The 22,465-nt window shown below is 66.4% G+C and carries 38 protein-coding genes and 1 tRNA gene; 16 read left to right on the top strand and 23 right to left on the bottom strand.

Annotation, left to right across the window (positions count from 1 at the left end; translation table 11 throughout):
* The first annotated feature begins 102 nt into the window (after positions 1–102).
* The 14 genes from lptE to queC all read left to right on the top strand — a co-directional run bounded on the left by lptE (position 103) and on the right by queC (position 11,521).
* Positions 103–687 carry an LPS assembly lipoprotein LptE gene (gene lptE, locus ROV95_RS09445; protein WP_019662114.1) on the top strand — a complete coding sequence of 195 codons (585 nt, stop codon included), beginning with the start codon at positions 103–105 and terminating at the stop codon, positions 685–687.
* Between the two features lie 9 nt (positions 688–696).
* The gene (holA, locus tag ROV95_RS09440; RefSeq protein WP_312543908.1) at positions 697–1,734 is read left to right on the top strand and encodes a DNA polymerase III subunit delta; all 1,038 of its coding nucleotides are present in this window, start codon (positions 697–699) and stop codon (positions 1,732–1,734) included.
* A 3-nt stretch (positions 1,735–1,737) separates the two neighbouring features.
* Positions 1,738–2,403 (top strand): nicotinate-nucleotide adenylyltransferase, encoded by a 666-nt coding sequence (gene nadD / locus ROV95_RS09435; RefSeq protein WP_019662112.1) that lies wholly within the window; start codon positions 1,738–1,740, stop codon positions 2,401–2,403.
* A 58-nt stretch (positions 2,404–2,461) separates the two neighbouring features.
* Positions 2,462–2,872 (top strand): ribosome silencing factor, encoded by a 411-nt coding sequence (gene rsfS / locus ROV95_RS09430; protein WP_005410536.1) that lies wholly within the window; start codon positions 2,462–2,464, stop codon positions 2,870–2,872.
* Positions 2,873–3,013: 141 nt separating this feature from the next.
* Positions 3,014–4,054 (top strand): Holliday junction branch migration DNA helicase RuvB, encoded by a 1,041-nt coding sequence (ruvB, locus tag ROV95_RS09425; RefSeq protein ID WP_233653833.1) that lies wholly within the window; start codon positions 3,014–3,016, stop codon positions 4,052–4,054.
* A complete protein-coding gene (ybgC, locus tag ROV95_RS09420) occupies positions 4,044–4,475 on the top strand; it encodes a tol-pal system-associated acyl-CoA thioesterase (protein WP_019660128.1) in 432 nt (143 codons plus the stop codon). Before ruvB ends, ybgC begins: the two co-directional genes overlap by 11 nt.
* Positions 4,476–4,485: 10 nt before the next feature.
* On the top strand, positions 4,486–5,265 hold the full coding sequence (gene tolQ / locus ROV95_RS09415) for a protein TolQ (protein ID WP_005410752.1): 780 nt from the start codon (positions 4,486–4,488) through the stop codon (positions 5,263–5,265).
* Positions 5,266–5,289: 24 nt separating this feature from the next.
* Positions 5,290–5,718 carry a protein TolR gene (gene tolR, locus ROV95_RS09410; protein ID WP_006438804.1) on the top strand — a complete coding sequence of 143 codons (429 nt, stop codon included), beginning with the start codon at positions 5,290–5,292 and terminating at the stop codon, positions 5,716–5,718.
* Complete coding sequence (gene tolA / locus ROV95_RS09405; protein WP_312544131.1) at positions 5,708–6,763, top strand: cell envelope integrity protein TolA; 1,056 nt, start codon at positions 5,708–5,710, stop codon at positions 6,761–6,763. The genes tolR and tolA overlap by 11 nt, the downstream gene beginning before the upstream one ends.
* Before the next feature lie 283 nt (positions 6,764–7,046).
* Complete coding sequence (tolB, locus tag ROV95_RS09400) at positions 7,047–8,366, top strand: Tol-Pal system beta propeller repeat protein TolB (protein WP_019660126.1); 1,320 nt, start codon at positions 7,047–7,049, stop codon at positions 8,364–8,366.
* Between the two features lie 64 nt (positions 8,367–8,430).
* Complete coding sequence (pal, locus tag ROV95_RS09395) at positions 8,431–8,949, top strand: peptidoglycan-associated lipoprotein Pal (RefSeq protein WP_005418510.1); 519 nt, start codon at positions 8,431–8,433, stop codon at positions 8,947–8,949.
* Between the two features lie 3 nt (positions 8,950–8,952).
* Entirely contained in the window at positions 8,953–9,771 is an 819-nt protein-coding gene (ybgF, locus tag ROV95_RS09390; protein WP_019660125.1) for a tol-pal system protein YbgF, read from the top strand.
* A gap of 304 nt (positions 9,772–10,075) precedes the next feature.
* Positions 10,076–10,777 (top strand): 7-carboxy-7-deazaguanine synthase QueE, encoded by a 702-nt coding sequence (queE, locus tag ROV95_RS09385; RefSeq protein ID WP_021203149.1) that lies wholly within the window; start codon positions 10,076–10,078, stop codon positions 10,775–10,777.
* A 78-nt stretch (positions 10,778–10,855) separates the two neighbouring features.
* Positions 10,856–11,521, top strand: coding sequence for a 7-cyano-7-deazaguanine synthase QueC (gene queC, locus ROV95_RS09380; protein WP_107231785.1), 666 nt, complete (start codon positions 10,856–10,858; stop codon positions 11,519–11,521).
* A 64-nt stretch (positions 11,522–11,585) separates the two neighbouring features.
* Here queC and ROV95_RS09375 read toward each other — a convergent pair whose 3' ends face one another.
* On the bottom strand, positions 11,586–12,584 hold the full coding sequence (locus ROV95_RS09375) for a DUF2268 domain-containing putative Zn-dependent protease (RefSeq protein WP_312544130.1): 999 nt from the start codon (positions 12,582–12,584) through the stop codon (positions 11,586–11,588).
* A 178-nt stretch (positions 12,585–12,762) separates the two neighbouring features.
* Between ROV95_RS09375 and ROV95_RS09370 the strand changes: the two genes are divergently transcribed.
* Positions 12,763–12,838: transfer RNA gene (locus ROV95_RS09370), tRNA-Lys, on the top strand.
* Positions 12,839–12,924: 86 nt separating this feature from the next.
* Here ROV95_RS09370 and ROV95_RS09365 read toward each other — a convergent pair.
* From ROV95_RS09365 to ROV95_RS09265, 21 genes are all read right to left on the bottom strand, one after another.
* Complete coding sequence (locus ROV95_RS09365; protein ID WP_312544129.1) at positions 12,925–14,079, bottom strand: integrase; 1,155 nt, start codon at positions 14,077–14,079, stop codon at positions 12,925–12,927.
* On the bottom strand, positions 14,079–14,294 hold the full coding sequence (locus ROV95_RS09360) for a hypothetical protein (protein WP_099560257.1): 216 nt from the start codon (positions 14,292–14,294) through the stop codon (positions 14,079–14,081). Before ROV95_RS09360 ends, ROV95_RS09365 begins: the two co-directional genes overlap by 1 nt.
* 292 nt (positions 14,295–14,586) lie before the next feature.
* Positions 14,587–15,348, bottom strand: a complete 762-nt coding sequence (locus tag ROV95_RS09355; RefSeq protein WP_312544127.1) for a hypothetical protein — start codon at positions 15,346–15,348, stop codon at positions 14,587–14,589.
* Positions 15,345–15,707, bottom strand: coding sequence for a hypothetical protein (locus tag ROV95_RS09350; protein ID WP_312544126.1), 363 nt, complete (start codon positions 15,705–15,707; stop codon positions 15,345–15,347). The genes ROV95_RS09355 and ROV95_RS09350 overlap by 4 nt, the downstream gene beginning before the upstream one ends.
* Positions 15,700–15,948 (bottom strand): hypothetical protein, encoded by a 249-nt coding sequence (locus tag ROV95_RS09345; RefSeq protein WP_153856549.1) that lies wholly within the window; start codon positions 15,946–15,948, stop codon positions 15,700–15,702. The genes ROV95_RS09350 and ROV95_RS09345 overlap by 8 nt, the downstream gene beginning before the upstream one ends.
* Positions 15,941–16,168, bottom strand: coding sequence for a hypothetical protein (locus ROV95_RS09340; RefSeq protein ID WP_312544121.1), 228 nt, complete (start codon positions 16,166–16,168; stop codon positions 15,941–15,943). Before ROV95_RS09340 ends, ROV95_RS09345 begins: the two co-directional genes overlap by 8 nt.
* Positions 16,161–16,418: a hypothetical protein gene (locus tag ROV95_RS09335; protein ID WP_312544119.1), complete on the bottom strand. Its 258-nt coding sequence runs from the start codon at positions 16,416–16,418 to the stop codon at positions 16,161–16,163. Before ROV95_RS09335 ends, ROV95_RS09340 begins: the two co-directional genes overlap by 8 nt.
* Positions 16,411–16,638 (bottom strand): hypothetical protein, encoded by a 228-nt coding sequence (locus tag ROV95_RS09330; RefSeq protein ID WP_312544117.1) that lies wholly within the window; start codon positions 16,636–16,638, stop codon positions 16,411–16,413. Before ROV95_RS09330 ends, ROV95_RS09335 begins: the two co-directional genes overlap by 8 nt.
* Positions 16,631–16,828: a hypothetical protein gene (locus tag ROV95_RS09325; RefSeq protein WP_312544115.1), complete on the bottom strand. Its 198-nt coding sequence runs from the start codon at positions 16,826–16,828 to the stop codon at positions 16,631–16,633. Before ROV95_RS09325 ends, ROV95_RS09330 begins: the two co-directional genes overlap by 8 nt.
* A complete protein-coding gene (locus ROV95_RS09320) occupies positions 16,821–17,063 on the bottom strand; it encodes a hypothetical protein (RefSeq protein WP_312544113.1) in 243 nt (80 codons plus the stop codon). The genes ROV95_RS09325 and ROV95_RS09320 overlap by 8 nt, the downstream gene beginning before the upstream one ends.
* Positions 17,060–18,685, bottom strand: a complete 1,626-nt coding sequence (locus ROV95_RS09315; RefSeq protein ID WP_312544111.1) for a hypothetical protein — start codon at positions 18,683–18,685, stop codon at positions 17,060–17,062. Before ROV95_RS09315 ends, ROV95_RS09320 begins: the two co-directional genes overlap by 4 nt.
* Complete coding sequence (locus ROV95_RS09310) at positions 18,682–19,074, bottom strand: hypothetical protein (RefSeq protein WP_312544109.1); 393 nt, start codon at positions 19,072–19,074, stop codon at positions 18,682–18,684. The genes ROV95_RS09315 and ROV95_RS09310 overlap by 4 nt, the downstream gene beginning before the upstream one ends.
* A 7-nt stretch (positions 19,075–19,081) precedes the next feature.
* Positions 19,082–19,570: a hypothetical protein gene (locus ROV95_RS09305; RefSeq protein ID WP_312544107.1), complete on the bottom strand. Its 489-nt coding sequence runs from the start codon at positions 19,568–19,570 to the stop codon at positions 19,082–19,084.
* A complete protein-coding gene (locus ROV95_RS09300) occupies positions 19,567–19,806 on the bottom strand; it encodes a hypothetical protein (protein WP_312544105.1) in 240 nt (79 codons plus the stop codon). Before ROV95_RS09300 ends, ROV95_RS09305 begins: the two co-directional genes overlap by 4 nt.
* Positions 19,803–20,129, bottom strand: coding sequence for a hypothetical protein (locus ROV95_RS09295; RefSeq protein ID WP_043402299.1), 327 nt, complete (start codon positions 20,127–20,129; stop codon positions 19,803–19,805). The genes ROV95_RS09300 and ROV95_RS09295 overlap by 4 nt, the downstream gene beginning before the upstream one ends.
* Entirely contained in the window at positions 20,126–20,398 is a 273-nt protein-coding gene (locus ROV95_RS09290; RefSeq protein ID WP_057500285.1) for a hypothetical protein, read from the bottom strand. The genes ROV95_RS09295 and ROV95_RS09290 overlap by 4 nt, the downstream gene beginning before the upstream one ends.
* Positions 20,399–20,413: 15 nt before the next feature.
* Positions 20,414–20,560 carry a hypothetical protein gene (locus tag ROV95_RS09285; RefSeq protein ID WP_262222446.1) on the bottom strand — a complete coding sequence of 49 codons (147 nt, stop codon included), beginning with the start codon at positions 20,558–20,560 and terminating at the stop codon, positions 20,414–20,416.
* A 176-nt stretch (positions 20,561–20,736) separates the two neighbouring features.
* Positions 20,737–20,886 (bottom strand): hypothetical protein, encoded by a 150-nt coding sequence (locus ROV95_RS09280; RefSeq protein ID WP_312544100.1) that lies wholly within the window; start codon positions 20,884–20,886, stop codon positions 20,737–20,739.
* Entirely contained in the window at positions 20,883–21,131 is a 249-nt protein-coding gene (locus ROV95_RS09275; RefSeq protein WP_312544098.1) for a hypothetical protein, read from the bottom strand. The genes ROV95_RS09280 and ROV95_RS09275 overlap by 4 nt, the downstream gene beginning before the upstream one ends.
* The gene (locus ROV95_RS09270; protein ID WP_312544097.1) at positions 21,128–21,400 is read right to left on the bottom strand and encodes a hypothetical protein; all 273 of its coding nucleotides are present in this window, start codon (positions 21,398–21,400) and stop codon (positions 21,128–21,130) included. Before ROV95_RS09270 ends, ROV95_RS09275 begins: the two co-directional genes overlap by 4 nt.
* Positions 21,397–21,621 carry a hypothetical protein gene (locus ROV95_RS09265; RefSeq protein WP_049456195.1) on the bottom strand — a complete coding sequence of 75 codons (225 nt, stop codon included), beginning with the start codon at positions 21,619–21,621 and terminating at the stop codon, positions 21,397–21,399. The genes ROV95_RS09270 and ROV95_RS09265 overlap by 4 nt, the downstream gene beginning before the upstream one ends.
* A 279-nt stretch (positions 21,622–21,900) precedes the next feature.
* Here ROV95_RS09265 and ROV95_RS09260 point away from each other — a divergent pair, with 279 nt between their 5' ends.
* Complete coding sequence (locus tag ROV95_RS09260; RefSeq protein WP_312544094.1) at positions 21,901–22,194, top strand: hypothetical protein; 294 nt, start codon at positions 21,901–21,903, stop codon at positions 22,192–22,194.
* A 9-nt stretch (positions 22,195–22,203) separates the two neighbouring features.
* Here the strand turns inward: ROV95_RS09260 and ROV95_RS09255 are convergent, their stop codons facing one another.
* Positions 22,204–22,428: a hypothetical protein gene (locus ROV95_RS09255; protein ID WP_312544092.1), complete on the bottom strand. Its 225-nt coding sequence runs from the start codon at positions 22,426–22,428 to the stop codon at positions 22,204–22,206.
* Between the last annotated feature and the right edge of the window lie 37 nt (positions 22,429–22,465).

Raw genomic sequence — 22,465 nt, 5'->3', positions numbered from 1 at the left:
TGCCATTCCGGTGCAGGGCCAGGCGTCTGATGGCCCTGCATTCACGCGGCTTCGGGCAGGCTGTGTGTTGCCGTGATCGCCCGGCTCCGCCAGACTGTCTCCATGACCCGAATCCTGCTTGCCCTCGTTCTTGTCCTCGGCCTTGCCGGCTGCGGCTTCCATCTGCGCAACAAGCTGATGCTGCCCACCGACACCGCCCCGGTGAAGGTGGTATCCACCGCCCCGTACAGTGAACTGGTCAAGCTGCTCAACCGCAGCCTGCTGGCTTCCGGTGCCAGGCTGGCTGATGAGGACAGCAACGAACCCAGTACCCAGTTGCAGGTGCTGTCCGAGCGCTGGGGCGACCTGCCGATCGCCATCGACTCGCAGGGCCGCGCCCAGGAGTACAGCCTGCGCTATGCGGTGATCTTCATCTTCCGTCGCGAGGATGGCAGCGAACTGGTGCCGCAGCAGGTGATCGAGCTCTCGCGTGACTACGTGTCGCCACCGACCGACGCCACCGGTACCACCACCGAACGCGAGATCCTGGCCAACGAGCTGCGCCGGGAAATGTCCGCCTCGATCATCCGCCGCATCGACAGCGTGGTGCGTGCCGAGCTCGAGAAGGGCGGCAGCCTGTCGGCGCCGAAAGCCAAGCCGATTGAAGGCGCGGTACCGGCCGAGCCGGTCCCCGCAGCCAAGCACTGAGCCGCGGCCATGGAACTGCGTCCGGAGCAGCTGGCCAGCCAGGGCGCTGATACCGCGCTGGCGCCGGTCTACCTGATTGCCGGCCCGGAAACCCTGCGTGTGCTGGAGGCAGCTGACGCCATCCGCGCACGCGCACGCGCCGCCGGCATCGGCGAACGTGAAGTGTTCGACGCCGATGGCCGTGATTTCGACTGGAACCAGCTCGACGCCAGCTTCAACGCGCCCAGCCTGTTCAGTGCCCGCCGCCTGGTTGAGGTGCGCCTGCCCAGCGGCAAGCCTGGCAGGGACGGGGCCGAAGTGATCAGCCAGTTCTGTGCCAACCCGGCGCCGGACGTGGTGCTGATGATCACCGCAAGTGAATGGAGCAAGGCCCACCAGGGCAAGTGGGCCGAAGCGATCAACCGCATCGGCGTGCTGTCGGTGGCCTGGGCGGTCAAGCCGCATGAATTGCCGGACTGGATCGAGCGCCGCCTGCGTGGCAAGGGACTGCGTGCCGATCCTGCCGCCGTGCAGCGCCTGGCCGAGCGGGTGGAAGGCAATCTGCTGGCTGCTGCCCAGGAAATCGATAAGCTGGCGTTGCTGGCCGATGGCCAGCCGCTGGACGTGGAGCGCATGGAGTCGCTGGTGGCCGATGCCGCCCGCTATGACGTGTTCCGGCTGGTGGAAGCGGCCTTTTCCGGCCAACCGCCGGCGGTGCTGCGCATGCTGGCCGGACTGCGCGGCGAGGGCGAGGCGGTGGCTGCGCTGATGCCGATGGTGATCCGCGAGCTGCTGGCGGGCGCTGGCCTGGCCCGGGTGCAGGCCCGTGGCGGCAACCTGGCGGCTGAAATGAAATCGCGCGGTATCTGGGAATCGCGGCAGGCCCCGTACAAGCGCGCGCTGCAGCGGCATCCGGAAAGCAAGCGTTGGGAACGCTTCGTGGCCGAAGCCGGGCTGGTTGACCGCATCGCCAAGGGCCGCGCCGAGGGTGATGCCTGGCTGGCGCTGGAGCGCCTGCTGGTGGTGGTGGCCGAACCGCGTGCCGTGCGCCTGTTGGCGCGGGCCTGAGCAATGAGCCTGCGGATCTATTACGGGGGCACCTTCGATCCGGTGCACCTGGGGCACCTGGCGATCGCGCGTGCGGCCCGTGATGAACTGCAGGTCGCCGTGCGCCTGCTGCCGGCCGCCGATCCGCCGCACCGCGCGGTGCCCGGTGCCACCGCTGAGCAGCGCTGCACGATGTTGTCGCTGGCCATCGGCGACGAGCCGGGGCTGTTGTTGGACCGCCGCGAACTGGATCGTGCCGCCCGCTGCCCCGGTCGTCCGTCGTACACCGTCGACACCCTGCGCGAGCTGCGTGGCGAGCTGGGCCCGAGCCGGCCGCTGGCCTGGCTGGTGGGCGCCGACAGCCTGCTGGGCCTGTCCGGCTGGCACGAATGGGAGGCCCTGTTCGACCTGGCCCACTTCGTGGTGGCCGAACGGCCGGGCAGTCCGTTGCAGGCGTCGATCGATGGCGAGCTGGGGCGTGCCCTGCAAGGGCGCTGGGCCGACAATGAGCAGGCCCTGTTCGCCAGCCCGGCCGGGCGCGTCCTGCGCCTGCACCACCCGCTGCGCGAGGAATCAGCCAGCGCCGTGCGCTCGCAGATTGCCGCTGGCGGCCCCTGGCGCGCACTGCTGCCACCGGCCGTGGCCGACTATGTCGCTGCACACGGGCTGTACCGCCCGGCCACGGCGTGAATGGCGCGGCCGCGCCATCCCCGTATAATCGCCCCCACGTTTATCGAGTCGATCCACTTTGAGCAACCAGACCCAGCCCCAGACCATCAAGGTCGATCTTCCCAGCCCGCCGCCGTCCGTGCCGGAACTGCTGGCCAGCGTCCGCCAAGCCACCGAAGACCTGAAGGCCAAGGACCTGGTCGAGATCGACGTGCGCGGCCGGTCCAGCGTTGCCGATTACATGATCGTCGTTTCGGGCACCTCGACCCGCCACGTCAAGTCGATTGCCGATGAAGTCGTGCGCTTCGCCAAGAACCTGGACGTGATGCCACTGGGCGTGGAAGGCGAGCGCGAGGCCGAGTGGGTGCTGGTCGACCTGGGCGACGTTATCGTCCACGTGATGCTGCCGCGCGTGCGTGAGTTCTACGCCCTCGAGCGCCTGTGGACCGTCGGCGACCAGCCGCCGTCCAGCGACGACGAAGTGGCCTGAGCCACACGATGATGCATCCCTTCGAGGGGGGGGCGGGGGGGGGGGGCGGGGGGGGGGGGGGGGGGGGGGGGGGGGGGGGGGGGGGGGGGGTGCCGGGCGCAGCCCGGCCGAATCACCCCGCTTTTGCCGCATAATCAGCACATGACCGACGACCGCATCATCGGCGCCGGCGCCACCCGCGAGGATGACGCCGCCGACGCCAGCATCCGCCCCAAGCGCCTGGCCGACTATCTCGGCCAGGCCCCGGTGCGCGAGCAGATGGAGATCTACATCGAAGCGGCCAAGGGGCGCGGCGACGCGCTCGACCACGTGCTGATCTTCGGGCCGCCCGGCCTGGGAAAGACCACGCTCAGCCACGTCATTGCCAACGAACTGGGCGTGGCCCTGCGCGTGACCTCCGGCCCGGTGATCGAGAAGGCTGGCGACCTGGCTGCGCTGCTGACCAACCTGCAGCCGCACGACGTGCTTTTCATCGACGAGATCCATCGCCTGTCGCCGGTGGTGGAGGAAGTGCTGTACCCGGCGATGGAAGATTTCCAGATCGACATCATGATCGGCGAGGGCCCCGCTGCCCGCTCGATCAAGATCGACCTGCCGCCGTTCACCCTGATCGGTGCCACCACCCGTGCCGGCCTGTTGACCGCACCGCTGCGTGACCGCTTCGGCATCGTCCAGCGGCTGGAGTTCTACAGCGTCGAAGAGCTGACCCGCATCGTGCGCCGTTCGGCGGCGATCCTGGCCATCGACTGCACCGCCGATGGGGCAGGGGAGATCGCGCGCCGCGCGCGTGGCACCCCGCGTATCGCCAACCGCCTGCTGCGCCGCGTGCGCGACTACGCGCAGGTAAAGGCGGGCGGCCACATCGACGAGGCCGTGGCACAGGCCGCGATGAAGATGCTCAAGGTTGATCCGGAAGGCTTCGACGAGCTCGACCGGCGCCTGCTCAGGACCCTGGTCGACTACTTCGATGGCGGCCCGGTCGGCATCGAGTCGCTGGCCGCGGCCCTGTCCGAGGAGCGTGGCACGCTGGAAGACGTGGTCGAGCCCTACCTGATCCAGCAGGGCTTCCTGGTGCGTACCGCGCGTGGCCGCATGGCCACCCACAAGGCTTACCGGCACATGGGCCTGAAGCCGAAGAACCCGCCGCAGGACCTGTTCGCGGAGGTTCCCGATGTTGGTTGAGCCACTATTCAGTTGGCCGACACGCATTTACTGGGAAGATACCGACGCAGGCGGCGTGGTCTACCACGCCCGCTACGTGGCCTTCATGGAACGGGCCCGGACCGAATGGATGCGTGCGCTCGGCTACGGCCAGGAGCGCATGCGCGCCGAGCATGGGATGGTCTTCGCGGTGCGCTCGATGCAGATGGATTTCATCAGGCCGGCACGGCTGGATGACACCCTGCAGGTGAGCGCCCGTCTAGTCCAGCTGAAGAAGGCCAGCATGGTCTTCGACCAGCAGATCCTGCGCGACGGCGAGTTGCTGCTGTCGGCCCAGGTCCGCATCGCCGCACTGGACGCGGCCAGTTTCCGCCCGCGTGGCATGGACGAGGCCGTCCTTGCCGTGCTGCAACCCCACCTCCACCCCGAATCCGAACACTGAGGAACAACGGATGATCGCAACGCTCCTGGCCCTGCAGGCCACGGTCACCGAGGCACTGCCGGCCGACGTCAGCAACGCCGCGACACAGACCCTTGCCCAGGCCACCACCGGCGGCGGCATCAACTACCTCGAACTGATGGCCAAGGCCAGCCTGCCGGTGAAGATCATCGTGCTGCTCCTGCTGGTCGGCTCGTTCGTCAGCTGGGTGATCATTTTCCGCAAGGCACGCGTGTTCAAGCAGGCCACCCGCGAAGCCGACGAGTTCGAGAACCGCTTCTGGTCAGGCGCCGACCTGGGCAAGCTGTACAGCGCCGCCACCGACCGCAGCCGCAGCGTGACCGGCCTGGAAGCCATCTTCGAAGCCGGTTTCCGCGAGTACACCCGCCTGCGCGACAAGCGCCGCTTGGACGGCCGTGCGCAGCTGGAAGGCGCGCAGCGTGCCATGCGTACCACCTACACCCGCGAAGTGGACCAGCTTGAGCGCAACCTGGAACTGCTGGCCAACATCGGCTCGACCGCGCCGTACGTGGGCCTGGTCGGTACCGTGTTCGGCATCATGGTGACCATGCACGACATGATCAGCAGCGGTGCGCAGGCCGGTATCGCCGCCGTCGCGCCGGGCATCTCCGAAGCGCTGTTTGCCACCGCCATCGGCCTGTTCGTGGCGATCCCGGCAGTGTGGGCCTACAACCGCTTCACCACCCGCGTAGAGCGCATGTCGGTGCGGTTCGAGACCTTTGCCGAAGAGTTCAGCTCCATCCTGCAGCGCCAGAGCGCTGGCGACGAGTAAGCGCCTGACCCGGGAGTCCAAGCCATGTCCGCTGCCATCGGCCGCCGAAAGCGCCGCAAGCTGAAATCGGAAATCAACGTCGTCCCCTACATCGACGTCATGCTGGTGCTGCTGATCATCTTCATGGTCACCGCGCCGCTGCTCACCCTGAGCTTCGACGTCGACCTGCCGCAATCCAACGCCAAGGCGCTGGAAAGCAAGCAGGACCCGGTGATCGTCTCGGTGCGCCAGGACGGCCAGCTCAGCCTGAAGCTGCCCGACGCCAAGGAACCGGCCGCCGTGTCGGCCGAGGAACTGGAAGGCCGCCTGGCTGGCATTGCCGCCCAGGACAAGGGCGTGCGCGTGATCGTCGCCGCCGACCGCGCCGTGGCCTATGAGAAGGTCATCGCCGCGATGGATGTGATCAAGCGCGCCAAGGTAGACAAGGTAGGCCTGGCCACCGATGCACGCTGACGCCCTGCCACCTTCGCATCAGCGCGAACCCGGCTGGGGCCTGCCCCTGGCACTGGCACTGCTGGTGCACCTGCTGGTCGCGCTGGTCTTCATCGTGGCCTGGTTCTGGTCACCCGAGCGCAACACCGATGCCGCTGCCGGTGACCCTTCGGTGGAGGCCAGCCTGGCGCTGTCCGCGTCTGAGGCGTCCGCCGCGCGCCAGGCCCTGCGCCAGTCGGAAAAGCTGGAAGACCTGCCGCCGCCGGTGGCCGAGCCGATCCCGGTGCCGGAAGACACCATTCCGCCGCCGCAGCCGATTCCCGAGCCGCGCCCGCAGGACGCGCCCACGCCCCAGCAGCAACAGGCGCAGGAGCGCGTCGCACAGCCGGACACCAAGGACCAGGAAGCAGTGAGCGCGCTGGCCATCTCGCAGGAGAAGGCCAAGCAGGAGCAGGAAGCCAAGCGCCGCCAGGAACAGATCGACCTGACCGAACGCAAGCGCCAGGAAGAAGCGGAGCAGAAGCTGCGTCTGGCCAAGCAGCAGGAAGCGGACGAGAAGAAGAAGCAGGCCGAGCAGGAGCGCGTGGCCGCTGACAGGGCCGAGGCCGAGAAGCAGAAGAAGATCGCCGAGATCCGTGCCCGCCGCGAGCAGGCCGAGAAGGAAGCCAAGCTGGCCGAGCGGAAGCTGCGCGAGGTCGCCGCCGCGCGCAATGCTGCCGGCAGTGCCGCCGCCGGTTCCAGCGGTGCATCCCAGCCAGCCGCCGGTGGTGGTGGTAACAGCGATGATCTTTCGGCCAAGTACGCTGCCGCGATCCAGGCCAAGGTGCTGTCGCAGTGGGTGCGTCCGGATACGGTGCCGTTGGGCCAGCGCTGCCAGATCACCATCACCCAGATTCCGGGTGGCACAGTGATGCAGGCCAAGGTCAGCCCGAACTGCCCGTACGACGAGGCCGGCAAGCGTTCGATCGAGGCCGCCGTGCTCAATGCGCAGCCGTTGCCGTACCGCGGCTTCGAGTCGGTGTTCGCGCGCACGCTCAACTTCACTTTTACCGCCCAGGATCGCTGAGGCGGGCAGGGCAGGGGGGGCTCGGGCCACTCCTGCCCATGGATGTCGCGCTTGCCTCTGGTGTGCTCGGTTTCGGCCGGGCAGGCTTTAGGCTTCTGTCGAACACCGCCCCGCTGGGCGGAGTGACCGGGGCAGGCAGGTGCGATGTTAGCCACGACGTTAACGGTGCGTGAGAGGACGGGCTGGAACTGACCCGGAATTCACGTACCCTTGGTTCATGATTGCGAAGCGGTTCACTCCTGCTTTGCTATCCCTCGTTCCGGTTTCCCCTATTGAGCGCTCCATGAAAAAGATGCCTCGCTGGCTTGCCGTGTTTGCGGCCCTGTTGCTGCCCTTTGCTGCCGTCGCGCAGCAGAAGGGGCTGGATATCGACATCATCGGCGGCAATGCCTCCGCGCTGCCGATCACCATCGTGCCGATGCCCTACCAGGGTTCGTCGGCCGCTCCGCAGACCGACGTCGCCGGCGTGGTCCGTGCCGACCTGGAGCGTTCGGGCCAGTTCCGCACGCTGCCGGAAGCGCAGATCGTCGAAAAGCCGGTGCGTGGCGGCGACATCCAGTTCGCCACCTGGCGCGCGCTGAAGCAGAACTACATCGTGGTCGGTCGCGTACTCGACGCCGGTGCCGGTGCCTACCGCGTCGAATACGAACTGTTCGACGTGCCCAAGGGCGAGCGCCTGCTGGGCCTGGCGATGACTGCCCGCGGCAACGCCATGCGCGACGTCGCCCACCAGATGGCCGACGCCATCTACGAGAAGATCACCGGCATCCGCGGCGCCTTCTGGACCCGCATCGCCTACGTGACTGCCAGCGGCAAGGGCGACGCCATGCGCTATGCGCTGATGGTGGCCGACTCCGACGGCTTCAACCCGCAGACCATCGTGCGTTCGGCCGAGCCGCTCCTGTCGCCGTCGTGGAGCCCGGATGGCAGCAAGCTGGCCTACGTCAGCTTCGAGCGTGGCAATTCGGCCATCTACATCCAGAACATCGGCACTGGCGCGCGCGAGCTGGTCACCAGCTTCCGTGGCATCAACAGCGCCCCGGCGTTCTCACCGGACGGCCGCAAGCTGGCCCTGACCCTGTCGCGTTCGGGCAACCCGGAAATCTACGTCATGGACCTGGGCAGCAAGCAGCTGACCCAGCTGACCAACCACTTCGCCATCGATACCGAGCCGACCTGGGCACCGGACGGCAGCGCGGTGTACTTCACCTCCGATCGCGGCGGCCGTCCGCAGGTCTACAAGGTCGGTGCCGGTGGCGGCAGCGCCGAGCGCGTGACCTTCCAGGGCAACTACAATGCCAAGCCGTCGGTGTCCTACGACGGCAAGAAGATCGTCGTCGCCCAGGGTTCTGGCAACAGCTACAAGATCGCGATGATGGACAGCTCGCTGGGGTCGCCCCGCTGGAGCACGCTGTCCCCGGGTTCGCTGGATGAATCGCCGAGCTTTGCGCCCAACGCAAGCATGGTGCTGTACGCCGCCCGCGAAGGTGGCCGTGGTGTGTTGTATGCCGTTTCGGCCGATGCGCGGGTTCGCCAGCGCCTGGTCCTGGCTGACGGTGATGTGCGCGAACCGGCATGGTCCCCATACCGTACCCAGCGCTAAAAGAGTGTTAATATTTTCGTTGTCTTGAACCCCTCATCGGCTTAGGAGCCACAAAGGTATCGCCATGAACAAGTCCACCCGCGTTCTGCTTGTTTCCCTGCTGTCTGTGGCCGTCCTGGCCGGTTGCTCGAAGAAGGTGAAGGAAGAGCCGGCAGCCCCGGTCGACACCGGCACCTCGACCACCACCCCGACCGGTCCGTCGACCTCCGGCCTGTACGGCCCGGGCGACCTGGACACCGACGCTTGCCTGCGCCAGCGCGTGGTCTACTTCGACCTGGACAAGGAAGACGTGAAGCCGGAATTCCAGGCCATCATGGCGTGCCACGCCAAGTACCTGCGTGACCGTCCGTCCTCGCGCATCACCCTGCAGGGCCACACCGACGAGCGCGGTTCGCGCGCGTACAACCAGGCCCTGGGTGAGCGTCGTGGCAACGGCGTCAGCTCGGCCCTGCAGGCCAACGGTGGTTCGGCTTCGCAGCTGACTGTCGTGTCCTACGGTGAAGAGCGTCCGGTCTGCACCGAGTCGAACGAGTCCTGCTGGTCGCAGAACCGTCGCGTCGAAATCGTCTACACCGCGCAGTAATCCATGCGCATTGGCATCAAACTGATGCTGGTCGTTGCGGCAGCCCTCGTGGCTGCCGCACCGGCGCACGCACAGCGACAGAGCCTGGCTGACCGTGTCGGCGCGCTCGAGCAGCAGATGTACAACAACAGTGCCAACCAGGACCTGTTGAACCAGATCAATCAGCTGCGGCAGCAGGTCACCAGCCTGCAGGCCTCGATCGAGCAGTTGCAGCACGACAACGCCCAGCTCAAGCAGTCCGCCCAGGACCAGTACCTGGATCTGGACAGCCGCCTGAACCGGTTGGAAGGGGGCAACGCCGCCCCGGCCCTGCCGCCCGTTCCGGCGAGCGCGCCCAAGGCCGCACCGGCCCCGGCAAAACCCGCAGCGGCGGCCACTTCCGAGCGGCCGCCTTCCGTCCATGGTGATGCCGGCAGCCTCGCCGCCACCGGTGACGAGCGCACCTCCTACAACGTTGCCTTCGATGCCTTGAAGGCCGGCAGGTACGACGATTCGGCGCAGCTGTTCCTGAGCTTCCTGGAGTTGTACCCGAATGGCGTCTACGCGCCGAACGCGCTGTACTGGCTGGGCGAGAGCTACTACGCCACCCGCAATTTCCCGATGGCCGAGACCCAGTTCCGTGAACTGCTCTCGCGCTATCCGACCCACGACAAAGCCGCGGGCGGCCTGCTCAAGATCGGCCTCTCGCAGTACGGCGAGGGCAAGGTAGACCAGGCCCAGCAGACGCTGGAGACCGTCGTGGCGCAGTACCCCGGCTCGGACGCCGCGCGCACCGCGCAGGACCGTCTGCAGTCCATCCGCCTGGGCAAGCAGATCCGCTGATCCGCGGACCGGGCGTACAATGTGTGCCCTGTAGAGCCGAGCCCATGCTCGGCTGCTTTCGTTTCCGGACCGGCAAACCCCGCCCGGATCCGGTAGCGCCGGGCCATGCCCGACGGCTCGCGTCACCGGCAGGGATATGCCCGTTTGGTTGCTGTTGTAGAGCCGAGCCCACGCTCGGCTGCTTTCGTTACCGGCTGGGCCATGCCCGCCCGGTTGTTGTTGTAGAGCCGAGCCCACGCTCGGCTGCTTTCGTTACCGGCCACGGTAGCCCACCCGCCACGTGTCCCACCAAGAAGTGCCCACCATGACCGCCGTTACCCCGTCCAGCGCCGCCGCCACGCCCAGTGAGATTGTGCAGTCGCCCCTGCCACGCCTGAAGATCACCGAGATCTTCACCTCGCTGCAGGGCGAAGCCGATACCGCCGGCTGGCCGACCGTGTTCGTGCGCCTGACCGGCTGCCCGCTGCGCTGCCAGTACTGCGATACGGCCTATGCCTTCCATGGCGGCACCTGGTGGGACATCGACGACATCGTGGCCGAGGTGCTGGCCCAGGGCGTGCGCCACGTCTGCGTGACCGGCGGCGAGCCGCTGGCGCAGAAACGCTGCCTGGTGCTGCTGCAGAAGCTGTGCGACGCCGGCATGGACGTCTCGCTGGAAACCTCCGGCGCGCTGGACGTCAGCGCGGTCGATTCGCGCGTATCGCGCGTGGTCGACATCAAGACCCCCGGTTCGGCCGAAGTGGCGCGCAACCGCTGGGAAAACCTGCCGCTGCTGACCGCCCGCGACCAGATCAAGTTCGTCATCTGCAGCCGCGAGGACTACGACTGGGCCAAGGCCCTGGTCGCCGAGCACGAGCTGGTGAAGCGCTGCACCGTGTTCTTCTCGCCCAGCAAGGGCGAGATCACCGCGCGCCAGCTGGCCGACTGGATCGTCGAAGACCGCCTGCCGGTGCGCTTCCAGATGCAGTTGCATAAAATCCTGTGGAACGACGAGCCGGGCCGATGAGCCTGCGCAGCGTTCCCTGATGTAGCTCCGGCGCGGGACAGCGTGCTGGCTTTCCCCTCCCAACCGGATGTTTTTCCCATGAAGAAGGCAGTCGTGCTTCTCTCCGGCGGCATGGATTCAGCCGCCGTCATCGCCATGGCCCAGGAACAGGGCTTCGCCGTGCATGCCCTGAGCGTGCGCTATGGCCAGCGCCACACCTCCGAACTGGATGCCGCCGCCCGCGTGGCCAAGGCCCAGGGCGTGGTCGCGCACAAGACCGTGGACGTGGACCTGCGCAGCATCGGCGGCTCGGCACTGACCGACGACATCGACGTACCCGAGGCCGGTGGCGCCGGCATCCCGGTCACCTACGTGCCGGCGCGCAACACCATCATGCTGTCGCTGGCGCTGGGCTGGGCCGAAGTGCTCGGTGCCAATGACATCTTCTGCGGCGTCAACGCCGTGGACTACTCCGGCTACCCGGACTGCCGCCCCGAGTTCGTGGCTGCATTCCAGGCACTGGCCAACCTGGCCACCAAGTCGGGCGTGGAAGGTGCGGGCATCAAGGTGCACGCGCCGCTGCAGTTCCTCAGCAAGGGCCAGATCGTCAGCGAAGGCGTGCGCTTGGGCGTGGACTTCGGCCTGACCGTGTCCTGCTACAACGCCGACGCCAACGGCGCCGCCTGCGGCCACTGCGACGCCTGCCGCCTGCGCGCGCAGGGCTTCACCGAGGCCGGCGTGGCCGACCCCACGCTGTACGCCTGAGGTGATGGGGGTGATGTCCCTCGTGGTGGGTGCGAACCGTTGGTTCGCACTCTCTGTCCCGGCGCTACCGGCGGCTGGAGTCTGGTAGCGCCGGCCGCTGGCCGGCAGCCTCATCAGGCAACCATCCCGACGCGTCAATAAACGCCCGCACCGCCTTCGGATCGGCATAGTCCAACTCGATCATCCGCGCGATACCGGCCTTCTCGTCGGCCTGCTGGCGCATGTACTCCTGCGCGATGCGATACCCGGCGTAGTACCCCACATCACTCACCCCGAATGGATTGCGGGCGCTGTTGTAGAGCCAGTTGTCGAGGTTACCCCCGTCCATCTCGGCAATGAAACGCGCGCGGATGTCCGCCTCATGCGCGGGTCCGTAGCTGTACAGCGGAAGCGCCGGCCGACGCCCACTCAGTCGTTCGGCCACGTACTCGGCAACACCCTCGCGTACCGCGTACTGGGCCAGGCTGCCGGTGGTCTCGCGCTGCTGGGTATGCACGTACTCGTGCAGGTTGTTCTGCGCGTTGTTCGCCCCCGGACGGCTGTCGTAGAAGATCCGTAGCCGGTCGCGCATCTTTTCGGGCAGTTCGCTCACGTCCACGCGCTCATCGCCCAGCGCCATCTCGGCACCGATCAGCACCTTGTCACCCAGCGTGGTGCCGCCGGTGCGCAGCACACCGACTGCGTAGGTGATGGTGGCCGGACGCAAAGCCGGGTAGAGCCCCCGGAATTTGGAAAGATCCCGTTCCAGTGTGGCGCTGGCCTGCTGCGCGTTGGCGGTCAACGGCCGAACCGACGTCCAGAAGCGCGGCCACGCGCGCATGGCCTCGGCGTATTCGCGGGCGGTATAGTTGCGGACCTGCATCAGCGCATGCAGGCCGGGGCTGCCTGGATCGATGTAGCGCTCCTGCACGAGTGTGACCTGGCGTTCAACGTCGGGCTCGGCGCGCACCGCGTCATAGGTGGCCCAGAAGCGGCCGATGTCGTCGGTGACGACCTGGGGCGGGGCGGCCAGTGCCGCGCAGGGCAGCAGCAGGGCGGCAACGAGGCAGAGGGGCAGGCGCATCCGTGGCTCCGGGCAGGAATCACAGCTGGGATGCGCGTGAGGCCTGGAAGGTTTAAGCGGGTTCGCCAGATCGGGTAGTGCCGGCCGCTGGCCGGCATCCTCGACACGCTGGGGTTTCACCCGGCCCGCCAAAGTAGGGTAGAATGCCCACCCCGCCGAAAGGCTGGGGCAGTGCAATGGGCCGTTAGCTCAGTCGGTAGAGCAGAAGACTTTTAATCTTTTGGTCGAAGGTTCGAATCCTTCACGGCCCACCATTGCGATCAATGACTTAAAGCGCCCGAGTGGCGCTTTTTTCATCGCCTCCGTAATTCACTCCGTAAAACCCCCGCGTATTCCTTCCTCAGCGATCCTTCATCGTGGATGGCTTCACGCGTGGAACGCTCTTGTCGTAGACCTTCATCATCGCATCGGTCACGCCCAGTGCGTCCTGGCGTTCAGCGCGGTTTCCGGCCGTGTCGGTACCGCCCTTTCGCTTGAGGTCGTGGAGGCTGAAGCGCTCATCGGCCGAGATGACCCCGGCGCTAATCGCGAGTTGGATGAAGCGCTGCCAGGTGCTGTCCAGACTCGTCTTCTGCAGCGGCTCGCCGTGTTCTGCGAGGAAAAGGAAGCGCAGGTCGGCACGAAGCTGCACGGGCAGCCCGTGGTGCTTGATGATGGCGTCGCGGCGCGCAATGGCAGCATCCCAGGCGCTACGCAGTCGCGGCGTCCATTCCACGAGATTATCCCGGCTGCGCTTCCGTCGATTGGTGTGCAAGCCCTCGGCCGTCCCTTGTGCTTCGGTCAGGGTGAGGGTCTCAATGCCGCGCAACCGACAGAGATAGCCCAGCTCCATGATCATCCATAGATACTGCGGCACCGACCCCTCAGTTCTTGCTGCGCGCTGGGCGCGCTCCTGTGCGAAGTTGAGCAACTTGATGTATGCATCATCGGTGGGCAGGCGCTGCCGCTTGCGCTCCTTCGCCTGCTCCAAGCCCTGCGCGGGGTTGTGGTTCACGATGCCCCTATTCAACGCCCAGCGGAAAACGAGCCGTGAGTAGCGCAGTACCTTGTTTGCTTTAGTAGGTGTCCCTGCAGATTCAATCCGATCAACAAGGCGCTGGAAATTGTGATTCCGCAGTTTGTTCACTTGGAGCTTGCCGAACGGCACGCCGAGGTTGGTGGGATAGCTCACCAGGACATTGCGCGCCGACTCGTAGTCGGCACGTGTGCCGGTCGCGAGCCCCTTGAACTTGGCGCTGTCGTGGTACTGAGTGCAGACCCATTCGACGGTTCCGGTGTTCTCTCCGGATTCCATGAGGCCATGCAACTCGGAAAGCTTGGCCTCGGGGCCCGCGACCGTTCTGCGAGCCTTGCGCGGGCCGTCGATGCCGGTCGCGGCTTCGAAGATGTACCAACGGCCACGTCCCGTCGCGTCCCAGTACACGCCCTTTGGGATCTTCGCCTGCTCGATGTGCGGCGGGATGGACGGATTGTGTTTTCGCGGTCGAGGTGCCATCAGATTACGTCAGTCCCATATGCATCGTTCGACGCCTGCTGCAGGCCGAGAGCAGCGTTCATAGCTGCGGCGGTGGTCCAGATTCCACCTTTGCCGTCGTACTTGTAGCGAATGCCGCAGGTGCGCGCCCAAGCCTCCACGGTCGCAAGGCGCGGACGCTCGCCAGGTCTGCACAGCTCCTGCAGGTCCTGGAACTGGAGAACGTCTCCGATCATTGGGCCTCCGGACCTGAGCGAGCGGGAGGCTCAATGCCGTAGGTGGCTGCTAGTGCGCTGGTCCAGCGGTACGGGGTCGCACGACAGACGTTGAACCGCGCGCATGTCGCGCCAATAGTGGGAAACCTTGATTGCTCGTGCGCCCATTTGGAGAACTCAAGCACAGTGCGCAAGTGTCCATAGCCGGCAAGGTCATGCTTCGCCCGTGGCCGTTTCTGTTGCGTTATCAATCGGGGAGATTCCTGTCGTGCAGCGAACTGCACAGCACCGAGCCCAAGGGATGGCGATAGGTTCATGAGAACAGGTCCAGTTGCCCATGCAGTACAGGGGGAGAGACTGGTGTCAGGGACGCAGGCTTGACCCTGCGGAGCGTGGCGGGCGACTTCGCACGCTGCGCCAGCTGCAGGTAGTCGCCGTCGCCGCGCATCTGCCAGGCTCGCCCCTTGATCGGGCAAACGTCGTGGTAGCCCGCGTCGTAGTGACCGGCGGGCGGCCCTTCGCGATACCTGAGCCGAACCTGGTAGTGCGGTCGACCGGCGAACTTTGCCGGTTCGAGGTGTGGGCCCGTCACGCTCTTGACGGTGAACAGCGGAATGCATCGACTCCAGTTTGTGTCGTCCCCCGGCTGATCGGGTTGGCCGTAATTAGCCCTGGGCTCGTCCTTGTACCAAGCCCAGACCTTGTCACCGACCTGGAACGGCTGCAGATCTTCAGTCCCTACATGGGTGCGATCTGGAAGTGGCGGGAACAGGTCGCGGATTGAGTACCAGTACCCGCGACCGTTCATATCGCTCAGCTGCGTCATCGGGAAGAGGGCGACGACGATGATGCCGCCGCGCATCAGGTAGAACGCACGCCCGCATGGCGAGGAACCGCCCTCGATGCTGGATAGGATGGCTTGACGCGACCATCCCTTGGCCAGCCGTCGCGAAACGATGCCGTCGGCGATCTTGAGTGCCAGGTCTGGATCGATGATGGGTTGGCCTTGCCACGGTGCAGCGGTGAGCAGCTGGTCAGCCATGGGCGCCGACGTGTTGGTGGTGATCGCCGTCATCGCCAGCCCCGCAGATACTCGCCGAACGTCATGCCACCGTCGTAGCGCAGGAACTGCTGGTAGCGCTGCTGGGACTTGGTCAGTTTAGGCGGTGGCGGAGTATGGTCCTGCACCACTGCGCGGCCGGCCTGGGTGACGTTGAACAGGTCGCTGCCGCCGGTGATCGCGTTGCCCGCGCGGTGGACCATGAACCCGCGCGCGACGAGCGCCATGCAGTGCTGGTGGTCGGCGCCGCCCGGGCCGGTGACGAAGTGACTGCGGTAGCTGCGTTCCAAGCCGCCCTCGCCAACACCCAGGGCGTGGCGAAGGATCTGCAGCTCGGCTTCCGACAGAACTCTGGTGGTGATCTGGTCAGCCATTGCTGGTCACCTCATGCCCCGGGCAGCCGCCACCGGCATAGTCGAAGCCCTCGCAGGCCTTGCCCAGCGGGATGACCTTGTGGCCTGCTTCCAAGTGGTCGAGCAGGACGCTGCGCGCTTCCTCGGCGGAGAGTCCGCGCCCCGTGCTGGAATTGGAGAACATGTTGGCCAGCTCGCGCTTGCTCATGTTGGTCAGGGCGCCACGCACGTCCAGGTGGAAGTGGCTGATGTAATTACCCATTGCGCACCTCCGCATCGGTGGTGATCGCCTTGATGGACGCCACGCCAACGACGTGGATGCCATGCTTGTGCAGCGCGCCCCTCAGCTTGCCGAGTGCTTCTTCGGAGGCCTGCCGATAGACCTGGTCGAGCTGGCAACCCTCACCCCATGAACCGGCGCGAACTTCCACGGTGACCTGCACCAGGGCGGATGTGGACGTGCGGATGATCGGCTTAGCCATTGCCCACCGCCTGGCTGAGCGGAGCCAGCAGCTGCACAAACGTGATCCACGGGTGTGCCTCATGGCTCTGCGCGCCCTTGCAGCCGTCAACGTGCGGGAACGGGTAGCGGGCGTAGCTCGTCAGCTGCGGCCGCTGGCAGATCCGGCAGCGCATGTAGTCGCCATCGAGTTCCCATCGCGACGAGAATGCACAGAGCTCGCCGTTGGCTGCCGAAACGGCCTCGCTCTCGATGATCTTCGGCTTAGCCATGTCGCCCCCACGGGTTCTTGAAGTTGAAAAGGTCCTGCGCGAACACCCACAGGCGGGTGAGGCCGAGATCTGCGACCCATTCCGGCACGACGTTGCAGACTTCCCACACGTCCAGGCCATCGGCCCGCCATTCCGGGATGTGCTTCGGGTCGTCCATGAACTCGAAGCTCCACGACTTGTGGTCGCCCCGGATGTGGATCTGAAGCAGCTTCTTAGCCATAGGTGCTTGGCTCCACTTCGTCCATGTCCCACACCAGATGCATGGCGCCAACCTTGTTGGGAGGTAGGTTGGAAAACTCGTTGAGCGCGGCCACGTAAGCGGCAGTGAACGGGCCGAGTCCGAGTTGGTGACGCAGGAACCTGTAGCGGCGCCCGAGAGTCGATCGCGCGGTGAGCAGCTGGTCAGCCATGGGTTTCGTCCTCTCGGTCGGGATAGCTAGCGACCATTGCTTTGACGGCATCCACGATTTCGCTGACTTCAAACTCTCGGCGGCGGTCACCGAGGTGATAGCGAATCGAGTGGATAGCCATCTCCCACCGGTCCTTTCGGACGATCCGGCCGTCCTCACGGAACTCGTAGTCAGCTGGTTCCCCCTCAGCGTAGGCCGGATGGCGAAGATCGCGTTCCGTCACGTCGCGGCTCATTTGCCCACCGTCTGGCTGTCGATCAGGTCGATCTGTGCGGCGATCAACGCACCAGCGCGCACGAGGTCGCGGCGTGCGTCGACCGGCTTCCACCACTCCGGTGCCCACGGCCACACAGCCGCCGGGCTATGCCATGCGATGTGGCGACGGGTGCCGGCTTCCAGATCCATCGCTGCCAGCTGGACGTAGGCGGTCGCGGCCTTTGCCAGCTCGCCGCGACGGTACTGCTGGTCGCCATCCCGGGTGAAACCCTCGGCCTGCAGCTGTCGTTCGCGTTCGGCGGCGATGGCCTTGACGCCGGTTCCCAGGTCCACGGCCTGCGCGGGCTGCCCGATCACCTTCTCGGCCTCAGCGCGAATCGCAGCGCCGATGCTGCATCCGTCCCAGTTCTTCGCCACACGTTCGATCACGGGCCACGTGTCCACCGCCTGCGCGGGCGGAGCGGCGTAGACCTCGCCCGATCCGTCTTCATCGGTGATTGCCCGGTCTGACACCATCAGCACGTCACCCACTTCCAGATCGGCAATCCCACCTTCCGTCAGCCAGTCGATGTAGCGGTCGCCGGTCGCCCAGCGCCGAACGGTTGCCACCGCCTCGACCGTGATCGGCTCCCCCACCGGCTGGCGGGCGACATAGGAAACCACTCGCTTTCCAGCGTTGACAGCGGCATCCGCTTCGTCCTGGCGCTGGGTAATCTGCCCATAGGTGCCGTGGTCAATCCACCAGCACGGCGGCGCATCCCCCTGACCACCCGGGGAGGGCTGGGCGGCGAGGGCAGCGACGGCTGCACGCACGGCATGGCGTCGCGCGACACCTTCGAACGGCAGACCCACTGCGCCTGCGGAATATGCATCAGCCAGAATGGCGTCGATCTCCGGCCAGGGAGCATCCCCCAGCCTCACCATCCCACCGGGCTGCACGTCCGCCAGGGTGGAGGCAGCGGTCGGCCTGTTCATTGCAGCGATCGCCAGAGGCCGCACGAACCACGCAGCGAGACCGTGTTCGGTCTCCCCCAGCCACGCCAGACGCCAGTCCTCTCCGGGTGCCTCAGGATTCCAGTCGTGCAGTTCCTGTGCGGCGTATACGCCCGATCCGATGCCCTCTTCGGAAAACTCGCCCTCGACCACGGCCAGGTCGAAGCCCTGGGCAAGGAACAGAGGGCGCAGCGATACCTCGCGACCGTCAGGCCACATCGGCACGTCCGGGTGGCACAGGATCTCGCCGTCGGCGTTGCGCGCCGGGAGGCGACTCGGGTGGTACAGGCCGCGCCACGGGTCCGCAGGATCGATGACAGTGCGGCTCTGATTCCGGACCAGCTCCAACAGTTCGTCGGCCTGCGCCAGCCGGGCGCGGGTCGTATCGCAGAGCGGCGTGTCGCCATCCTGCATGCTGCTGCGCAGGGTGGCGCGATAGGCGGTGACGGCGGTTTCGAATACGCGCAGATCCTGCAAGCGCGGAAGGCGGTGGTGCAGATCCCGCAGCGCGGTCTGGGCCTGGCCGAGGGTGATGGCCTTTGCCTGGTTGGGCAGCCACACAGCCTCGACAGCGATCGCGCTGATCGTTTCGAATGCGTCGCGCAGAACGGGGCAGTTCGTGGGGAGAGTGGCAAATTTCTCGGTCATCGGCGGACCTGCTCGAATTGGGTGTCGGTGTTGATGAACGCGCCAGCGAGCGGCGCCACCTGAGACGCCTGCTCGGCGCCAGCGGGGCGAAGGGGGAATGGCGCGGTGTGGCGATAGCGGCGGTTTGGGTCCGATGCGAACTTGCCGCCTTCGATGCGGATCACCTGGTACTCGGGGAACGCCTCATCCGGCAGCGCATCGCGTGCCTCTTCCATCAGCGCGACAAAGCGCGCCTGCCATTCGACCGGCATCGACTGCAGGGTGCGTCGCGGCACCACGTGGTAGGCGGCGCGGCTGACGCCGAATGCATGCCATGCCGGGCCGTCGGAATAGGTACTGCCGGGCCTGCCGGGTTCAGTGACGGTCGCTGCGTGCGAATCGCTCCTCATGTGTGCCTCAGTCGATGTCAAGGGCGGCCATGCGCTCTGCATAGCTGCCGTGGTTGGCGGCGTGACGGCTGATCAGCGGGCGAAGTGGGGTGTGCCCCAGCACCTCGATCTGCCCGCTCGCTGCGAGGAAAGCGTCCAGGTCGTCGGCCAGCTGCTGCCGGTCGAGTTCCCGGTGTCGGATCGTGGTCGCCGCGTCACTGACGCCTGTAAGCGGACCTGGCGTGCAGGTCGGCTGCACCCGGGCAGGTGCAGCGCGCAGCGGGGCGATCGCATGTTGCGTGTGGCTGGAGAGGCGCCAGATGCCACGCACGCCGGATCGGTGGCAGATGGCCTGGCCGCTGCGCGCCAGCCCCTTCAGCGTGTAGCCGATGGCCTGGTGGGTGCTGTTGATGCGGCCAGCGGTCTTAATCTGCTCGACCGTGGCGCCTTGCGGGAACATGGACAGGACCCTGCGCACTTCGGCAGCTCGGCCGGTCTGCTGTGGACGGGCGCTCATGCGTGGGCCTCCGCAAGCAGTTCGCGCATGGCCCAACCGAGATGCAACACCTTGGACGAGCTGTCGGCGACAGCGTCGGGGTTCTCGGTCAGGACCAGCGTGTTATCCAACGGGTAGCTGCTGTGCCCATCCCAGTCTTCAATCACGGCCTGCAGGCCGAAGTGTTCGCGCAGTTCCTCCGCGTTTGCGTTTTTGCCGCACAGGTGCGGACCATAAATCACAACAGAACGGCTCATGCCGGGATTCCTCGCGTGCGGCGCGTAGCGCGGTTGGTGGGGGAGAACGACCGAACCCGCACGCCCTGGCGGTCGAGCCAGCGGTGTGCGGCCTGTGCGGCCAGTCGGTTGAGGGAAAACGTGACGCCGCCGAGGGTGAGCGAGTGGTGCGATACCCCCACGCTCCGGCTGGCGCTGGCGGCGACCTTCAGGAGCGACTCGCGGGGCGCGGCGGTGTAAAGGCCGGCCCATAGCCAGCCCTGGCACACCAGCAGGACGAGCGACTCGCCCTGATGTCCGGTGGCGAATTGCTGCTCTACTGGCAGGATGGGCTGCACGCTCATGCCGTCAGCGCCAGGTCGCGTGCCTTGGCGATCTCTGCCTCGGCGGCGGCGATGCCAGTGGTGGTCAAGGTCGCCTTGCGCGGCAGCTGCGGGTCGTCGTACCTGATCAGCACGCGCTCATCCAGCCAGTTCATGACGCGGCGTGTGAAAAGCTTCTCGGGGCGGTTGCGGGGTGCAAAGCCGTTGGCGGTGCGGTGGAGGGTGAGGTCGGAAGCGCCATGCGCTGCGAGCAACGCGGCTTTTTCCTTCGGCTTCAGTGGAGCGGCCATGGGCAGTTCTCCTGGTCAGGCGGCGATGGGCGTGGAAGGGGACGCGGCAGCGATCTCGGCCAGGACCTCGCCCCGATGGCGGGCAAGCAGGGAGATCGGGATGCGCAGGTGGGCAAGGCTCGGATCGGTCCAGCGCAGCTCGGCTAGCGCGGCCTTTTCCATCGGTACCGGACGCGTGGCGAGGCCACACCGATGGCATTCGATGTGTAGCAGCGGCGGGCAGGGGGCGCCCAGGCGATGGCCGGTCGGGGCGCCTTCAGTCACCACGACGTGAGGCCGATGGCCGGGGCCACACAGCGGCACGGAGTCGGGGAGCGGGCGAGAGGTCTGGCGCATGGTCAGCCCCTCACCGAGGTGCTGAGCGCCCAGCGCACCTTGGCCGCATCGCGGTCGCTGTGCGCCTGGTGGATCTCTGCGATGCGCAGTGGCACGACAACTGCGGCCAATAGCGCGACAGCTGCCCAGGCGAGTCGGAGACGACGGCTCATGCTGCACCTCCGCCAATCTCTTGCCGCGTTGCCCGCAGGCTTTTGACAGGAAGCGCTTCATCCAGGAGTTCGGCGCAGTCGGCGCATGCGTACTGCGCTCCACCGCCGCCGTCGATGTCGATCCCAAGCACCCAGCCCTCGCGCCCTGCGAGGTCCTCGCAGTCGTCCGTGCTTGCAGCGCCAGGACTGTTCTCGTCGCAGTTGAAGCACCACAGGTGATGGTCCTTGGCTGCTAGCTCGTTCATGCCCGCACCTCGGCTGACGCGTTGCCGCTCGGAGCAACGACGAGAGAACCGTCGAGGGTGAGCCCAGGACGCCCGCCTGTTGCCTCGCACAGGGCCTGCTGCAGGTCGAGAGCGTCCTCCTGCCAGAATTGAGCGGCGTCTTCCGCTCGCCACAGCTGTTCCCGAAGGCGCTCATTCTCGACGGCCAAACGTGCTGCCTCGGCGCAGAGCTGGCTGAACGCCAAGCGGTCGAGCCGGCGCCAGATCGCGCTTGCGGTTCGTGCGCTCATGCCCGCACCTCGGCTGACATGTCGCGCGAGCAGGCTTCCAGACGGAGGCTGGCGACGCCCATGCGCCGGGAGCGGCGCAGCTGGTTGCGGCTGTGTTCGCCCTTGCTGCGGGCCCACAGGGTCCGGGCGGTGCTGTGATCGCGTGCTGCCACGGCCCGCAGGGCCTTCACGGCCAACAGCGGCAGCAGGCAGGGGCTTGGATCGGCGTAGCGATGAGACATGGCGCGCTCCTGTTCGAAGGAGGGCGCCGGCGGGTCACTGGCCGAGGGGCGGCTACTGCTGGTCAGGGGAGGGCCGGCAGGGTGGCGACCCGCCGGTCGCCCGCCAGCTCCACAGCTGGCAGGGCGGACTCTACAAACAAACTTGCGCACTCGTCAACAAGAAAACTTGCGTCGTTTGCATTTGGAGAAGCTACCGCCGGCCTGGAGGCAGTCCTCACCGCAGCTGAATGCGCGCTCGAATGCTAACCTTCAGGCCTTCTATGGAGGGAGGGGAGCTGTATGGAAGTCTTCTTCAGCACGCTGGGCGCTTTGGGCGTCTGGCTGATTGCCTTGGCCGTGCTGGCGTTGGTAGTTATGGGGTTGCTCATGCCTTTTGCAGTGTTCGGCATCAAGCCACTACTGCGGGTGCTTATCGAGGAGCAACGCAGGAACAATCGGCTGCTGGCTAGGCAGGGGTTGCGGGACCAGGGTATTGAGGCAGGGGACGTGGCAGGCGTGGCCACGTCCAAAGATGACAGTGAGCCGCAGACGCTACAGGACTTCATCCGGGAACGTAGCGGGCGTAGCGCATAACTGCACTGGTCAAGGGTTCGGCAGCACTTCGGCCATGTTCTTGATGAGCCCAGTCTGCTCAAGCGGGAAGCCCTCCATGATGGCTTCCCTTGCTTCTTCCATCTCGCAGAGCAACACACCAAGCTCTTGCGTTGTAAGGTCGCTTAGGCGTTGCCTCAGGACCAGGTGTTGGTCGACTAGCCAGCTCAGCTGGAAGGCTTCACATAGCACGCGAATCCTGCGGATGTAGGCCAAGGCGATGGCGTCATTTGACGGCGTCGCGTGGCACTGT

Origin of the sequence: Stenotrophomonas maltophilia group sp. msm1, assembly GCF_032025805.1 — a bacterium.
GTDB classification, from domain to species: domain Bacteria; phylum Pseudomonadota; class Gammaproteobacteria; order Xanthomonadales; family Xanthomonadaceae; genus Stenotrophomonas; species Stenotrophomonas hibiscicola.
The sequence above is the reverse complement of the archived record's forward strand: the minus strand, read 5'-3'. Positions and strand labels throughout refer to the sequence as shown.

What these genes read in the sequence shown, in the direction of transcription:
- lptE (WP_019662114.1), top strand. Translation starts at nt 103, where the DNA reads ATGACCCGAATCCTGCTTGCCCTCGTTCTTGTCCTCGGCCTTGCCGGC.
- holA (WP_312543908.1), top strand. Translation starts at nt 697, where the DNA reads ATGGAACTGCGTCCGGAGCAGCTGGCCAGCCAGGGCGCTGATACCGCG.
- nadD (WP_019662112.1), top strand. Translation starts at nt 1,738, where the DNA reads ATGAGCCTGCGGATCTATTACGGGGGCACCTTCGATCCGGTGCACCTG.
- ruvB (WP_233653833.1), top strand. Translation starts at nt 3,014, where the DNA reads ATGACCGACGACCGCATCATCGGCGCCGGCGCCACCCGCGAGGATGAC.
- ybgC (WP_019660128.1), top strand. Translation starts at nt 4,044, where the DNA reads ATGTTGGTTGAGCCACTATTCAGTTGGCCGACACGCATTTACTGGGAA.
- tolQ (WP_005410752.1), top strand. Translation starts at nt 4,486, where the DNA reads ATGATCGCAACGCTCCTGGCCCTGCAGGCCACGGTCACCGAGGCACTG.
- tolR (WP_006438804.1), top strand. Translation starts at nt 5,290, where the DNA reads ATGTCCGCTGCCATCGGCCGCCGAAAGCGCCGCAAGCTGAAATCGGAA.
- tolA (WP_312544131.1), top strand. Translation starts at nt 5,708, where the DNA reads ATGCACGCTGACGCCCTGCCACCTTCGCATCAGCGCGAACCCGGCTGG.
- tolB (WP_019660126.1), top strand. Translation starts at nt 7,047, where the DNA reads ATGAAAAAGATGCCTCGCTGGCTTGCCGTGTTTGCGGCCCTGTTGCTG.
- pal (WP_005418510.1), top strand. Translation starts at nt 8,431, where the DNA reads ATGAACAAGTCCACCCGCGTTCTGCTTGTTTCCCTGCTGTCTGTGGCC.
- ybgF (WP_019660125.1), top strand. Translation starts at nt 8,953, where the DNA reads ATGCGCATTGGCATCAAACTGATGCTGGTCGTTGCGGCAGCCCTCGTG.
- queE (WP_021203149.1), top strand. Translation starts at nt 10,076, where the DNA reads ATGACCGCCGTTACCCCGTCCAGCGCCGCCGCCACGCCCAGTGAGATT.
- queC (WP_107231785.1), top strand. Translation starts at nt 10,856, where the DNA reads ATGAAGAAGGCAGTCGTGCTTCTCTCCGGCGGCATGGATTCAGCCGCC.
- ROV95_RS09375 (WP_312544130.1), bottom strand. Translation starts at nt 12,584, where the DNA reads ATGCGCCTGCCCCTCTGCCTCGTTGCCGCCCTGCTGCTGCCCTGCGCG.
- ROV95_RS09365 (WP_312544129.1), bottom strand. Translation starts at nt 14,079, where the DNA reads ATGGCACCTCGACCGCGAAAACACAATCCGTCCATCCCGCCGCACATC.
- ROV95_RS09360 (WP_099560257.1), bottom strand. Translation starts at nt 14,294, where the DNA reads ATGATCGGAGACGTTCTCCAGTTCCAGGACCTGCAGGAGCTGTGCAGA.
- ROV95_RS09355 (WP_312544127.1), bottom strand. Translation starts at nt 15,348, where the DNA reads ATGACGGCGATCACCACCAACACGTCGGCGCCCATGGCTGACCAGCTG.
- ROV95_RS09350 (WP_312544126.1), bottom strand. Translation starts at nt 15,707, where the DNA reads ATGGCTGACCAGATCACCACCAGAGTTCTGTCGGAAGCCGAGCTGCAG.
- ROV95_RS09345 (WP_153856549.1), bottom strand. Translation starts at nt 15,948, where the DNA reads ATGGGTAATTACATCAGCCACTTCCACCTGGACGTGCGTGGCGCCCTG.
- ROV95_RS09340 (WP_312544121.1), bottom strand. Translation starts at nt 16,168, where the DNA reads ATGGCTAAGCCGATCATCCGCACGTCCACATCCGCCCTGGTGCAGGTC.
- ROV95_RS09335 (WP_312544119.1), bottom strand. Translation starts at nt 16,418, where the DNA reads ATGGCTAAGCCGAAGATCATCGAGAGCGAGGCCGTTTCGGCAGCCAAC.
- ROV95_RS09330 (WP_312544117.1), bottom strand. Translation starts at nt 16,638, where the DNA reads ATGGCTAAGAAGCTGCTTCAGATCCACATCCGGGGCGACCACAAGTCG.
- ROV95_RS09325 (WP_312544115.1), bottom strand. Translation starts at nt 16,828, where the DNA reads ATGGCTGACCAGCTGCTCACCGCGCGATCGACTCTCGGGCGCCGCTAC.
- ROV95_RS09320 (WP_312544113.1), bottom strand. Translation starts at nt 17,063, where the DNA reads ATGAGCCGCGACGTGACGGAACGCGATCTTCGCCATCCGGCCTACGCT.
- ROV95_RS09315 (WP_312544111.1), bottom strand. Translation starts at nt 18,685, where the DNA reads ATGACCGAGAAATTTGCCACTCTCCCCACGAACTGCCCCGTTCTGCGC.
- ROV95_RS09310 (WP_312544109.1), bottom strand. Translation starts at nt 19,074, where the DNA reads ATGAGGAGCGATTCGCACGCAGCGACCGTCACTGAACCCGGCAGGCCC.
- ROV95_RS09305 (WP_312544107.1), bottom strand. Translation starts at nt 19,570, where the DNA reads ATGAGCGCCCGTCCACAGCAGACCGGCCGAGCTGCCGAAGTGCGCAGG.
- ROV95_RS09300 (WP_312544105.1), bottom strand. Translation starts at nt 19,806, where the DNA reads ATGAGCCGTTCTGTTGTGATTTATGGTCCGCACCTGTGCGGCAAAAAC.
- ROV95_RS09295 (WP_043402299.1), bottom strand. Translation starts at nt 20,129, where the DNA reads ATGAGCGTGCAGCCCATCCTGCCAGTAGAGCAGCAATTCGCCACCGGA.
- ROV95_RS09290 (WP_057500285.1), bottom strand. Translation starts at nt 20,398, where the DNA reads ATGGCCGCTCCACTGAAGCCGAAGGAAAAAGCCGCGTTGCTCGCAGCG.
- ROV95_RS09285 (WP_262222446.1), bottom strand. Translation starts at nt 20,560, where the DNA reads ATGGAAAAGGCCGCGCTAGCCGAGCTGCGCTGGACCGATCCGAGCCTT.
- ROV95_RS09280 (WP_312544100.1), bottom strand. Translation starts at nt 20,886, where the DNA reads ATGAGCCGTCGTCTCCGACTCGCCTGGGCAGCTGTCGCGCTATTGGCC.
- ROV95_RS09275 (WP_312544098.1), bottom strand. Translation starts at nt 21,131, where the DNA reads ATGAACGAGCTAGCAGCCAAGGACCATCACCTGTGGTGCTTCAACTGC.
- ROV95_RS09270 (WP_312544097.1), bottom strand. Translation starts at nt 21,400, where the DNA reads ATGAGCGCACGAACCGCAAGCGCGATCTGGCGCCGGCTCGACCGCTTG.
- ROV95_RS09265 (WP_049456195.1), bottom strand. Translation starts at nt 21,621, where the DNA reads ATGTCTCATCGCTACGCCGATCCAAGCCCCTGCCTGCTGCCGCTGTTG.
- ROV95_RS09260 (WP_312544094.1), top strand. Translation starts at nt 21,901, where the DNA reads ATGGAAGTCTTCTTCAGCACGCTGGGCGCTTTGGGCGTCTGGCTGATT.